Genomic DNA, 12,117 nt, shown 5'->3' with positions numbered 1-12,117 from the left:
TGAACTCCGGTGTGAACGAGCGGCGAGGACGCGGCTTCTTCTTCCCCATGCTCTCCATGATGGACATCCTTCCGGGGCAACGCCCCTGATCTCGAATGTCCGTCAAACCGAATCAAGCCCACTCACGCTGCGGTTCGGTAGCGCCTGCCGATCGCCTTCCTTGCCTTCTCTGCTGCTCCGGACACCCGGTGCACGTACCGGCGGAGCGTGAACGCCGGGTCCTCGTGGCCGAGGAGGTCGGCGAGGGTGTAGACGTCGACGCCTTCGTTGATCGCTTCTGAGGCGAACAGGTGGCGGAGGGCGTGCATCATCTTGTCGCGGCAGTCCTCCCACTTGCGGCCCCTGCCGACGGGCTTGTCGTTCAGGGCGCTTATGACGCCGATCGTCTCCAGGGCGCTCTTCCAGAGGTAGTTGACGTAGTTCTTGTTGAGCGCCTTCCGCTCGCGAGTGGTGAACAGCAGCCGCACGGTGACCGGTCCACCGCCGCGCTCGCACCACGGGAGGGTCACCTTCGCCGGCGGGTGGTGGCGCATGTGCTCGGCCAGCAGCTCGGCCAGTTCCTCGCCGACTGGTACGTAGCGGTCCTTGGGGTCGTCCTCCGTACCGCCCTTGGGTGGAGCGAAGACCAACGTGCCCCGGTCGTGGACGACCTGACGGCGTATGTGGACGACCTTGTCCTCGGCTTGCCAGTCGACGTCGTCGGGGCTGAGGCCGAAGATCTCTCCCTGGCGCATCCCGAGCCCTCGCCCGCAGTCGACGGTGGCCTGGTAGCGGGCGGGGAGGCACTTCCGCATGGCGTCGGTCTCCTCCCAGGAGAGAGGCACCTCCCGGGCGGCCTTCTTCGATCGTCGCGGGCGCATGCGCTGCACCGATCCGGCCACGCAGGGGTTCTTCGGGACCAGGTCGTCGTCCACGGCCATGGCCATGATCGAGGTGAGATGGGTGAAGACCAGGCCCACCGTCGTCTCGTCCAGGACCTGGCGGCGGCGCTTGATCCAGGTCTGGATGGTGGAGGGCTTGATCTGCCGCAGCTTCATCGCGCCGAGCGGCTCGATGATGTGGTTTCGGACGCGAGACTCGTACTGGGCGTAGGTGCGCGGGTTGTCGAAGGTCTGGTTATCCAGCCACTGCTCGGCCAGCGCCTTCAAGGGAGAATCGCCCTTCCGCGGGTCGATGTACGTTCCCTCGTCGACGGCGTTCTGCATCTTGGCGAGATGCTGGCGCGCGTCTTCGTACCGAGCGAAGCTCTCGCTCTCCTGCTCGCAGTCGGGGTCGCGCCAGCGGGCCAGCCAGCGCTTTCCACGCTCGTGCTCGCGGGACGGCACCTTGTTGTGCGCCTTGCACCGTTCCTCGTCGGTCCGCGGGCGCTTCTTGTGCCAGCGGTCGTACGGCTCAGCCAAGGGGCGCCGCCGGAGGAACGAAAAGCAGGCTGCAGGGGTGGACCCGGAGGGCAGCAGCGATGGCGACGAGGTCGTCGACGTCACAGCGGCGACGGGCTTGCTCGGTACGGCTGAGGGCGGTGGTGGCCAGGGGCCGGCCGAGCGCAGTACAGCGGTACGCGACCACGGACTGGGTCAGTCCGAGCGATCGACGCACACGCTCGATATTCCGCGCGGTATGGATACCGACGGGGCCGAATTCAACGGTTCGTTTTGCCATGACAGATAGCTCTAACTTGGAGTCGCAGACGCTGGCAAGAGTTGGTTCTAGAAGTCTCTACAACTCGCCCTGGCCAAGTCGGAGCGTGACAGGAAACCGCGATTCGGTGCGGCCGGAATTTTCTGGTACGGTCCCGCGGCGTTGTGCCGCCTGACCTTTACACCGCGCCATGAGCTGGTCCTATGCGGCGAACGACGTCACCCACTCCCCCTGGGCAATCGCGGGTGAAACCGGACAAGGTGACCGCCTGGAACACGGCGATGAAGATCCACAGCGGATTCGGGTCTACCGTAGAAATGCCTCCGGCGAGCTCGTTTGGCGAGGCCGCAAAAATTCCTCACAATGCCGCTGGATGTACCGGCCAACCTATGGCTATCTTGTCCATCCCCCGACCCCCAGCGAAGGAACTCGTATGCCCGAAAACTCTCGCCGCGCCTCCAACTCCAGCGGCTCGGGGCGCACGCCTTTGGCGGCCCCCGACGAAGTCGCCGACTACCTCGGCGTCCCAGTGAAGACGCTCTACCAGTGGCACCACCGCCGCATCGGCCCGAACGTCCTGAAGGTCGGACGCCACCTGCGCTACCGCTGGCCGGAGGTGGAGGAGTGGCTGACGGCCCAGTCCACGTACGGGCTCTCGGCATAGGCGCGCAGCGGCCCTCGGCGCACCAACGCCGAGGGCCGCTGACTCCTCAACTCATCGCCCGTGTCTGAACGATCTGCCTGAGGTGGCCGGGGCCGCAGACCCCGCACCACCAGTGAGGACGTGCTGTGCCGCAGCGTACGGTTCCGCCGTCGCGCCCGTCGCCCCAGTCCTGGGACCGCCCACCTGAGGAAGCGGAGCCGTCGGCGCCCTTCTCCGCCCCTCCGTGCGACCTGGAGGCCGAGCGTTCCGTGCTCGGCGCGTGCATGCACGCGCGCGAGGCGTGGGACGAGATCCAACAGCACCTGGAGGCTGCGGACTTCTACCGTCCTGCGCACGAGACCGTATGGCGCGCGCTCTCCCACCAGCACCACAACGGCGACCCGGCCGACCCCATCGCCCTCATCGACGCACTGCGCACGAGCGGCGATCTGGAACGGGTCGGAGGACCGGCGTACGTGCAGAGCCTGGCTACGTTGTCGCACGCGGGCGGCAGCTCGGCGTATTACGCGCAGATCGTGCGGCGCATGGCCGACCGCCGAGCCCTCCAAGCCGCCGCGCTCCGTGCCGCCCAACAGGCCACCGACCCCGGCGTGGAGCCGGAGCGGGTGCGTACCGAGCTGGAGACCTCGGTACGCGACGGACGTGAACGGGCGAACGCAGCAGGTGGCTCGCGGCTGGCGCGCTACGCCACCGACGGGTGGTCCTTCATCACCGATACCGGAGCGGACACCGAACCGCTGTGGGGCACGCGGGAGCAGACCGCCTGGGCAGAGGGCGAAAGCCTGATGCTGGTCGGGCCACCGGGGGTGGGCAAGACCAGCCTCGCCCACCAACTCCTCCTCGCCCGCCTGGGCGTCTATGCGGCCGTCCTCGATCTGCCGGTCGCCGAGAGCCGGCGCGCCCTGTATCTCGCTCTCGACCGGCCGCCCCAGATCGCCCGTGCGCTGGCGCAGGGTCTGGGGCCTGCCGATGAGCCGAAGCTGCGCGACCGGCTCGCGGTGTGGTCCGGCCCCCTGCCCGCCACCCTGGACAAGGAGCCTCACCTCCTGGCGGAGCTGGCCGCCGCCCACCGCGCGGACACCGTGGTGATCGACAGCCTCAAGGACGCGGTCAGCAAGCTGACCGACGACGAGGCCGCCATCGCCTACAACAACGCCCGCCAGCACGCGCTACGCGAAGGGGTGCAGCTACTGGAGCTGCACCACCAGCGCAAGGCCACCGCCGAAGCCCCGCGCGGTCAACGCCCTGTCCTGGACCGGGTCTACGGCTCCACGTGGTTCACCTCCGGAGCGGGCAGCGTGCTCTTCATCGCCGGTGAGGCCGGTGACCCGGCGATCACCGTCCACCAGCTCAAGACGGTGACCGGGGAGATCGGCCCGCTGCCGGTCATCCACAACCACGACCGGGGCACCTCCTACGTGGAGCAGAGCCTCGACCCGGTCACCCTGCTGCGGTCAGCCACCGACGGGCTGACCGCCCGGGAACTGGCCACCGCACTGACCGGCGAGGCCACCCCGGCACGCGGTGATGTGGAGAGGGCCCGACGCCGCCTGGAGCGGCTGGTGAAGTCCGGCCTGGCCACCAAGACCGAGGGCGCCGCCGGTGGCTCCGGAGGCGGTAACCAGGCCCGTTACCGTCCCTCCGCCCGGCACCTGACCGCAGCCTCGTGACCGCCAAGACCGGGCTGACCGTGCAAATGCCCTCCGCAATCGATCAGCCACGCAGGGCACTTGGAGCGTTCACGGGACCGTACACGCACCCCGTGTACGCGAGACCGTCCACGCACCGTTCACGCCGTACACGCTCACCGAGAAACCCCAGGTAGACCGTTCACGGCGGCGTGCACGCCGTACACACGCCGTGGCGTACACGCGCGAGCCCCTCCTTAGAGAGGGGCTCGCGTGTACGCCCCTCCGTGCACGACCCCATGACCACTGCGAACGCGCCGCAGTGACCGGTCCGCAACGACGCAGCGGATCCATCCGCTCAGCCCCGGACCAAACCCACCCACGCCCAGAACCCAGGAGATGCACGTATGCCCGACCGCCAACACCGCTCCATAAATCGTGCTCTTGCCGATCCCCGCGCGCACTCGACGGCAGGGAACAACGACGCAGCAAGGTATGCCGTTGGACCGTCCAAGGCCGGTCTCAACGGGGGTGCCTCCGCCCCAGGGGTGGCGGAGACGCGCGGGCACCAGGGGGTGCCCACACAGGCGACGGTCGCCGTTGGCACCGGCCGCGCCGCGGAGGAGGCCGCGCTGCACCGCATCGCCCGACGGCGTCAGCGCAAGGACATACAGCGGCAGGAGCGGGTCGATGTGCGCTACAGCGCCGAGGAGAAGGCCCAGATCCTCACCAGGGCCCGGTCGTTGAACATCGCCGGCGCCCACCTGGTCGGCGCCGCAGTCATGGCCTACCTCGACGGCGACCTCAGCCTGCCGGGCCAGCGCACAGCAGTTGACGACCTCATCGATGAACTCGCTGCCCTGCGTAGGCAGGTCGCCTATATCGGCAACAACGTGAACCAGGTCGCCTTCCGGCTCAACAGCGGCGGCGCCCCACGCCCTGTGGATACCGCCGTCCTGGGGCAGGCCGAGAAGGCGCTGGAGACCGCCCAGGCTACGGCGGCTGCGATCGACACCGCTTCCGACAAGGCCGTGGCCGATCGTGCGAGGGCCGCATGATCGCCAAGATCAGCCGGGGCAGGGACACCGGCAAGCTGCTGCGCTACCTCTACGGGCCCGGCCGAGCCAACGAGCACACCGACCCCCACCTGGTCGCCTCCTGGGAGGACTTCGCCCCCGACCCCGGCCGCAGCCGTGGCCCCCAGGCCGCCCACCGGCAACTGGCCCAGGCTCTCGACCTGCGCGTGCAGCAGGCCGGCCAGGCCGCGCCCGCCCAGCACGTGTGGCACTGCTCGCTGCGTGCCACCCCCGAGGACCGCACCCTCACCGATGCCGAATGGGCCGCCATCGCCCGCCGCATCGTGGCCGCCACCGGCATCGCTCCCGAGGGGGATGCGGACGGCTGCCGCTGGGTCGCCGTCCGGCACGCCGAGGACCACATCCACATCGCTGCCACCACCGTCCGCGGCGACCTGCGCCCCGCCCGCCACTGGAACGACTACCTCACCGCCGACCGCGAACTGCAGGCCGTCGAGAAGGACTACGGACTCCACCAGCGCCCACGCGGGGACCGCACCGCCGCCCAACGCCCCACCCGCGCCGAAACCGAGAAAGCCCACCGCACAGGCCGCCAGCACACCGCCCGCGAGCAGCTGCGCACCACCGTGCGCACCGCGGTCTCCGCCGCAACCAGCCCGCAGGAGTTCCTCCACCTGCTCACCGAAACCGACGACGTCCTGGTGGACGTGCAGTACTTCCCCTCCGGCGACGTACGCGGCTACAAGATCGCCCTGACCGGAGACACCAACAAGACGGGCGAGCCGGTGTACTTCTCCGGCTCCACACTCGCCCCCGACCTCTCGTTCCCCAAGATCCGCGAACGCCTCGACGCCACCGACCTGCCACCAGCCGCTGCTCTGGGAGACATCCGGCGCCCCGACCCCTGGCACCAGGCCACCGCCAGCATCGACCGCATCCCCTCGCTCCTGGAGCGCGGGCAGGACGACGCGGCAGCCCATGCCCACCTTGCCGCCTTTGGTGAAGCACTCGACGCCCTCCCCCTCCTCGCCCCCAAGCAAATGCAACCCCAACTCCGCCAGGCCGCAACGGCTTTCGAGCGCGCCACCCGCTCCCGCATCTAGGCCGACCACCAGCACGCCCGCGCCCTGCGCGGCGCCGTCAAGACCATGCTCCGACAGCCCCCGACCAAGGACGGGGCAGGCTTCGCCATGGTGCTCGACGCCGCCATTCTCGCCATGGCCGCCGCTTCCCGCTGGCATGCCGCCCGGCAGCACGCCCAGCAGGAAACCGCCGCGCGCCAAGCGCTGCACCACGTCCAAGCCGCCTACCAGCAGGCAGCCGCCCAGCCCCTGGTGAACCTCCGTGAACGCGCACCTGCACATCAGGGCGCTCATCGCTACGCCCACCACGTACGCCAGGTCGTGCCCGACCACGCCGAGCGCATCCTCGCCGATCCCTCCTGGGGCGCCCTGACCAGCGCACTGGCCACGGCCGGGAACATCGGCCACAACCCCGCCCGCCTCCTCCAACAGACAGCCCAGCAACGGACGCTGGACGACACGCGCTTCCCGGCAGAGGTCCTCATCTGGCGCCTTCACCGTCTCGGGCAACGCCCCGCTCCCAGCGCCCGAGCTCAGGCCGCCCAAGCGCGCAGCACCCACGCCCGCTTGGCAGCCCAACAGCCCAGCCAGCCTCCGGCTGCCGCGCAGCACCGGCTTACTCCTCAAGACACGCATCGGCGCCAACGCTGATCTCTCCCGCATAGCCAGCGGTAGGAGCTGTCAGGGCCCAGGGGCGTGGCTTTCGTGTACTGGGATTGCGCCGAGATTCTTCCGACGCAGTTGGTCATGGACCATGTAGTTGAGTTCGGCGATGCACTGCCCACAGCCGTACATGGCACCGGTTGCACCGGGGGCGTGAATGGGCCCGAGCCAGAGGACGCGTGTGCTGCCGCGTCGGCAGTAGAGCATGCAGCGGCCGGTCACCCAGTGGTTGCCATCGTCGGTTTGCGCAGTCAGGGGCAGCGGGCTCACAGCGGTTCCCTGGCCATGGGCTGTTGTCCGAGGTGCGAGGCGGTGTGTGAGGCCCAACGTTCCACTGCGGTGAGGTGTTTGGGCAGCAGGCCGACGTGGGGGTCGGGTTGGATGAGGAGAGTTGGCAGGCCGCGGGCGGTGCGTTGGGCGGCCCAGGCGTGGTCGAGGGCAGTGAAATCGTCGTCGATCCATGCGGTGGGAGTGTCGTCGAGCCAAGCGTCGACGAAGTCGCGTTTCCACAGGTAGCCGTTGGGGTGGCTGGTGGTGATCTGCGGACGCGGGAGGTTGAGGTGCGGCCAGGCCGGCAGTCCGAGGAGCGGCGCGATGAGTCTGCTCGCGTCGTCTCGCCAGCTCGTGCACCACTGCGCGGTGAGCCTGCTGGTGGTCGTGAGCGCGCTGAGCATGGCGCCGTGGGCGGGGTTGAGCCAGACCGGGACCGGCCTGGTGGAGGGGCGTCCGGCCGGTACGACGTGGTGGCGGACGTGGTCGATGGGGGTGGCGCCGTCGGGGGCGGGGAAGGGGATGAGGACTCCGTCGATGTCTATGAGCAGGTGGAGCTGACGCATCGGTGCCTCCTCGGGTGAGGTGGGGGTGAGGCCGGTTCGGGTCAGGTTTTGCGTGCGGTGATCAGAAGCGTGGTGGGGCGACGACTCCCACCGGGGTGGCTGACGGTCTGGCTGGTGATCTGTCGGAGTCCGGCGCGGTGGAGGTGATGGCTCCAGGCGGTCGCTTCCAGGTCCCAGCGGACGATGGGGAGTCGGCTGCGGTCGGGAAGGGTGAGCAGGTCCCGGCTGGGGGAAACTCCGGGCTCCGGCGTACCTCCGCGTCGTCGTGGGTGGGGCGCGGCGAAGGCGAGCAGCCCGCGATCGGTCAGGCAATCCGCAGCGGCCGGTAGCAACAGCTCGGGAGCCACCAGTCCGATGGCGCCGAAGACGGAGTAGATGGCGTCGAAGGGCTCTTGGGCTGCGTGGAGGTAGTGCAGCGCGTGCCCGGCGGAGAAGGTGAGATGGGGGATGTGGCCGTAATGGCTGCGGGCACGTCGTATCTGGAGACCGACGAGGTCGATGGCGGTCGCCTGGACGCCGTGGTGGTGGGAGAGGTGGGCGGCGTTGTGACCGGGGCCGCAGCCGAGTTCAAGGGCCCGCTTGCCGTGCAGACGCGTGCCGAGGAGCTCGGCACCGGGGCCGTGCCCGCGATGCGGTGTCCACTCCATGCGTGACGGTGGCACGAGCGGTTCGGCCGGTCCGTCGGCCAGACGTTGCAGCGCGTGCGAGTGCCAGGGCGAGGGGTGTGCAGCGAACATCTACGCCTCCAACAGCCGTACCGCCTCCGCGAGGTGGCGGCGTACGACCTTGAGGTAGGCGGGATCGGTGGCCGGGTCGTTGATCCAGCGCACGGCCAGTTCCATGAACCACTCCACCGCCCAGACGCGGTGCCAGCCCAGCGCCCATGCCTCAGCAGTCAGGCCGCCGCGCTCGGTGAGGGCATCTGGGGTGCCGCCTGCCGCGACGTAGGACTCCAGCAGCCCGCGCAACCGCGCGGGGTCGGGCTCGTCGAGAGTGCCGTGCCAACTGGCGAGATCGAGCAGTCCGGGGCCGGTGAAGGCACGGGCGAGGTCCAGCAGGCGCCATCCGTTGTGGGTGATGTGCAGGCTGGTGGGGTGGAACTCGGAGTGCACCCAGCCGAAGGGGGCCACGGTGGTGCCACGGGCCCGCGTGGCAGCGGCTTGGGCGAGGCAGTCGAGGGCGCCCTCGACGTCCCCGGCGTCCGTCCAGCGCTCAGTCTTGCGCAGCTGGTCGAGGTGGTCGAGAGCCCTCCTCGGGAGGGCGCCAAGGCGAGCCTCGTCCAGCAGAGGGAGGACGGTGGTGGGGCCGGCGGCATGCAGCACGACAGCCGCTGCGGCGCCATCGAGGTCATCACCTTCGCGAGCCGGCTCCCCAAGGTCGTCCATCAGCATCCCGAGCCAGCCCTCCCGGTGCGCGGAGGCGTGCACCCGGGGTACGGGCACACCACGAGTGCGCGCCATGCGCAGAGCCTGGTCCTCGTTGTCGAAGGGGGCGCGGGCGTACTTGAAAACAGCCGTCGAGCTGTCGGGGAAGGTGACGCGCTCGACGCCGGACATGGACCACACGCGCACCGGGGCACGAGCGGGTGCCGAGCGGCTGGTGAGGGTGGACAAGTCGGTGAGGAGTTCGGCAGCGGCGTTCTTCTGGTCCATCACGAGGCTCCAGCGTGGGTGGTGCCGCTGGGCGGGCGGTCGGGGCCTCGCCCGCCCAGCGGCCGTACAAGGGACGTCCGTTGCGGTCAGTTCTGGATGGGGCGGTGGGCGTAGACCCGGTCGATCAGGTCACCCTTGAGCGCGGCCAGTTCGTCGCGGAAGGCGGGCATCGCGGTGCCGTAGGGAGCCACCACTCCGCCCGATTGCTCCGGTACGGACTGGCAGCCGTGCACCAGCCGACCACCGAGAGCGGCGTGCGCCTTGATGGACTCGATCCGGCGGTGCTCGTTGAACCAGCCGCCGTGGTAGACCTCGTCCAGCATTCCGCCCATCTCCTCGTCCAGATCGAAGACGACGGAGGTGGCGGCGGGGAAGAACCAGCACGGGCCGATGTTGGAGATGTGGCCGTCCGACTCGACCTTGTTCAGGGCCATCAGCGTGGCCGCCTGCCGCAGCATCCGCAGATGATCAGCGGTGATCTGCGGCAGGCCGAGGCCGTCCAGGTGCTCGTCGCGGAAGAGGTAGGCGTACACCTGCCAGGCCGTGGCCAGTACCTGGGCGGCGTCGGTGGTGGAGGCGGCGTGCGCCTTGATGAACTCCAGCGCGAACTGCTCGACCGCGCTCTCCGCGGTCTCCTGGGCGGGCAGCAGTTCGGTCTTGACCAGGTTCCAGTCGGCCAGCAGCCAACTGTGCGCCTCGAAGCGGAAGAAGTACGCGTCCGGGTCGAGGGTGAGACGGTGCCCGTCCACGGTGATGCCCGGCAGGCGGCTCCAGCGCGGGTCGAACGCCTCCGGCAGCTCGACCGTGATCGTCGTGTCGGCGAGAGTGGTCATGCCTGTGCCTCCGTTGCTCGTACGGATGGGAGGCCGCCCGGACCAGGGGTGGGGAGCCTGGATGGGATGTGCCCGTGTGCTCCGGGCGGCCTGCAAACAGTGAACCGAGCAACACTCACAGTCGGTACGGTGGAGAGCACGCAAGGTGGTATACGCGGTTTACAGCACTGTCCGGGGAGGGGCTGTGACAACGCGGCACGAACCCAACACCCGACTCCGGGACGCGGTGGCCGCATCCGGCTACACCTACGAGGCGCTGGCCCGTGCCGTGCGCCAAGTGGCAGCGGAGAACGGCGAAGTGCTGCAGACCGGCAAGGCCAACATCTCCCACTGGATCAACGGCGTGCGCCGCCCCACCGGCCGCATTCCGCAGTACCTCGCCGAGGCTCTCTCCCGACGGACCGGCCGCAGCGTCACCACCCGCGAGATCGGTCTGCGCGGCGACGACGCTCCGCTCGCTTCCGCTGAGGACCCGGTCGCGACAGCCGCCGACCTGGGCCGCGCGGACGTCGAACGCAGCCGCTTCCTCGCCATCGCCGCCTTCACCACCGTCGGGGTGACCATGCCCCTCGGCTACGACCACGAGGCCACCTCCCGGCTCCTGCGCGCCCGCACCGGCCAGATGACCATCGGCGAGGAGGACGTGGCCGTCGTACGGCACATCACCACCGCCTTCATGGCCGCCGACGAACGCCTGGGCGGCGGCCACGGCCTGACCACCGTCACCGCCTACCTGGCCGACACCGCAGCCCCGTTGCTACGCGGTCGTTTTCCCGGCGAGCATGTACGCCGCCAGGCATTCGGGGCAGTGGCCGAACTCGCCTACCTCGCCGGTTGGAAACACCACGACCTCGGCCAGGAAGGCGCCGCCCAGCGCTACTACCAAGTCGGCTACCAACTCGCCTGCGAGGCCGACCCACACGCCCACGCCGCCTGGATGATGCGCGCCCTCGCCCACCAGGCCCTCAGCCTCAAACAGCCCCACCACTGCGTCGACCTCGTCGAAGGCGCCCTGACCCGCGGGCTCGGCCACGTCGACGGCCAGACCGAGGCCCTGCTCCACATCACCCACGCCCGCGCCTACGCCGCCGTCGGCGAGAAACCCCTTGCCGCCCGCGCCTTACTGTCCGCCGAAGACGCGCTCCTGCGCGACGACGGGCCCCAGCCCAGCTACTCCCTGGTCTCCGGCCCGGCGGCCGGCACCGTCGCCAGCCACACCGCCCGCACCCTCACCGATCTTGCCGACCACCCCGGCACCGAGCTCCAACACCGTGCCGCCCTCACCCGCTGGGACTCGCACAAGTACAAGCGCGTGCACGCCCTCACCCACGCCGACCTCGGCGACAGCCTCGCCGCCCAGGCCCGCGCCGACGAAGCCATCGCCGCCTGGACTACCGCCCTGGATCTGATGGACGGTATGACCTCCGACCGCACTCGCAAGGCCATCGCGTCCATCCGCCCCGCTCTCGCCACCTACCAGCGGCGCAAAGTCCCCGGCGCCGCCCAGCTCCACCGCCGCGTCCGCGAAGCGCTCGTCTAGCATCCCCACCACCCCGGCGAACGAAGGGAACACCGTGGCCCAGCCGCACACCGACAACCCGCCCAGCACCCTGCCGCCCGCCCTGGAATCGATGACCCTGCTGGTCGCCGCGGTCATCGTCCACGACACCGCCAACGACCGCGTCCTGCTCCTCCAGCGCGGCCCCAACGCCAAGTTCGCGCAAGGGAAATGGGACCTGCCGGTCGGCAAGAACGACCCCGGTGAGCCCATCACCGACACCGCCGTACGCGAGCTGTACGAAGAGACCGGCCTGACGGTGAAGCCCGAATCCCTCCGCGTCGCTCACCTCATCCACGGCGCCCGCGGCGTCGAAGCCCCCAACGGCTTCTTCACCGTCGTCTTCACCACCCACGACTGGACCGGCGAGCCCGAAAACCGCGAGCCCGGCAAGCACGCCCAAGTCCGCTGGGTCGACGTCAAGGCCATCCCCGAAGAGTTCGTGGACACCACCGCCAGCGCCCTGCACCGCTATCTCACCGACGGACCCCAGGTCTCCCTCGACGGCTGGCGCTGACGCCGTCCC

11 protein-coding genes and 1 pseudogene are annotated in these 12,117 nt (G+C 69.7%); 7 read left to right on the top strand and 5 right to left on the bottom strand.

Annotated elements, in window-relative coordinates; genetic code table 11:
- Positions 1 to 122: 122 nt before the first annotated feature.
- Positions 123 to 1,400 carry a tyrosine-type recombinase/integrase gene (locus DQ392_RS29030; protein WP_114018612.1) on the bottom strand — a complete coding sequence of 426 codons (1,278 nt, stop codon included), beginning with the start codon at positions 1,398 to 1,400 and terminating at the stop codon, positions 123 to 125.
- Between the two features lie 37 nt (positions 1,401 to 1,437).
- Here DQ392_RS29030 and DQ392_RS36035 point away from each other — a divergent pair, with 37 nt between their 5' ends.
- The 5 genes and pseudogenes from DQ392_RS36035 to DQ392_RS29005 all read left to right on the top strand — a co-directional run bounded on the left by DQ392_RS36035 (position 1,438) and on the right by DQ392_RS29005 (position 6,700).
- Positions 1,438 to 1,668, top strand: a complete 231-nt coding sequence (locus tag DQ392_RS36035; protein WP_181856614.1) for a hypothetical protein — start codon at positions 1,438 to 1,440, stop codon at positions 1,666 to 1,668.
- 403 nt (positions 1,669 to 2,071) lie between these two features.
- Positions 2,072 to 2,302 (top strand): helix-turn-helix transcriptional regulator, encoded by a 231-nt coding sequence (locus DQ392_RS29020; protein WP_114018610.1) that lies wholly within the window; start codon positions 2,072 to 2,074, stop codon positions 2,300 to 2,302.
- Between the two features lie 125 nt (positions 2,303 to 2,427).
- Positions 2,428 to 3,972 (top strand): DnaB-like helicase N-terminal domain-containing protein, encoded by a 1,545-nt coding sequence (locus tag DQ392_RS29015; protein ID WP_114018609.1) that lies wholly within the window; start codon positions 2,428 to 2,430, stop codon positions 3,970 to 3,972.
- Positions 3,973 to 4,478: 506 nt separating this feature from the next.
- A complete protein-coding gene (locus DQ392_RS29010; RefSeq protein WP_342774984.1) occupies positions 4,479 to 4,988 on the top strand; it encodes a plasmid mobilization relaxosome protein MobC in 510 nt (169 codons plus the stop codon).
- Positions 4,985 to 6,700, top strand: a pseudogene (locus tag DQ392_RS29005) (relaxase/mobilization nuclease domain-containing protein). Before DQ392_RS29010 ends, DQ392_RS29005 begins: the two are co-directional and overlap by 4 nt.
- Positions 6,701 to 6,978: 278 nt before the next feature.
- Here DQ392_RS29005 and DQ392_RS29000 read toward each other — a convergent pair.
- From DQ392_RS29000 to DQ392_RS28985, 4 genes are all read right to left on the bottom strand, one after another.
- Positions 6,979 to 7,548 (bottom strand): HAD domain-containing protein, encoded by a 570-nt coding sequence (locus tag DQ392_RS29000; RefSeq protein WP_114018608.1) that lies wholly within the window; start codon positions 7,546 to 7,548, stop codon positions 6,979 to 6,981.
- A gap of 41 nt (positions 7,549 to 7,589) precedes the next feature.
- Positions 7,590 to 8,285, bottom strand: a complete 696-nt coding sequence (locus DQ392_RS28995; RefSeq protein ID WP_114018607.1) for a class I SAM-dependent methyltransferase — start codon at positions 8,283 to 8,285, stop codon at positions 7,590 to 7,592.
- Positions 8,286 to 9,200 carry a phosphotransferase family protein gene (locus DQ392_RS28990; protein ID WP_114018606.1) on the bottom strand — a complete coding sequence of 305 codons (915 nt, stop codon included), beginning with the start codon at positions 9,198 to 9,200 and terminating at the stop codon, positions 8,286 to 8,288.
- Positions 9,201 to 9,286: 86 nt separating this feature from the next.
- Positions 9,287 to 10,033 carry a hypothetical protein gene (locus DQ392_RS28985; protein WP_114018605.1) on the bottom strand — a complete coding sequence of 249 codons (747 nt, stop codon included), beginning with the start codon at positions 10,031 to 10,033 and terminating at the stop codon, positions 9,287 to 9,289.
- Positions 10,034 to 10,217: 184 nt separating this feature from the next.
- Between DQ392_RS28985 and DQ392_RS28980 the strand changes: the two genes are divergently transcribed.
- A complete protein-coding gene (locus DQ392_RS28980; RefSeq protein WP_114018604.1) occupies positions 10,218 to 11,573 on the top strand; it encodes an NsdA family TPR-like regulatory protein in 1,356 nt (451 codons plus the stop codon).
- Between the two features lie 34 nt (positions 11,574 to 11,607).
- Positions 11,608 to 12,108, top strand: a complete 501-nt coding sequence (locus DQ392_RS28975) for an NUDIX domain-containing protein (protein WP_181856613.1) — start codon at positions 11,608 to 11,610, stop codon at positions 12,106 to 12,108.
- Positions 12,109 to 12,117: the final 9 nt, after the last annotated feature.

This window comes from Streptomyces reniochalinae, assembly GCF_003323735.1.
GTDB classification, from domain to species: domain Bacteria; phylum Actinomycetota; class Actinomycetes; order Streptomycetales; family Streptomycetaceae; genus Streptomyces; species Streptomyces reniochalinae.
The sequence above is the reverse complement of the archived record's forward strand: the minus strand, read 5'-3'. Positions and strand labels throughout refer to the sequence as shown.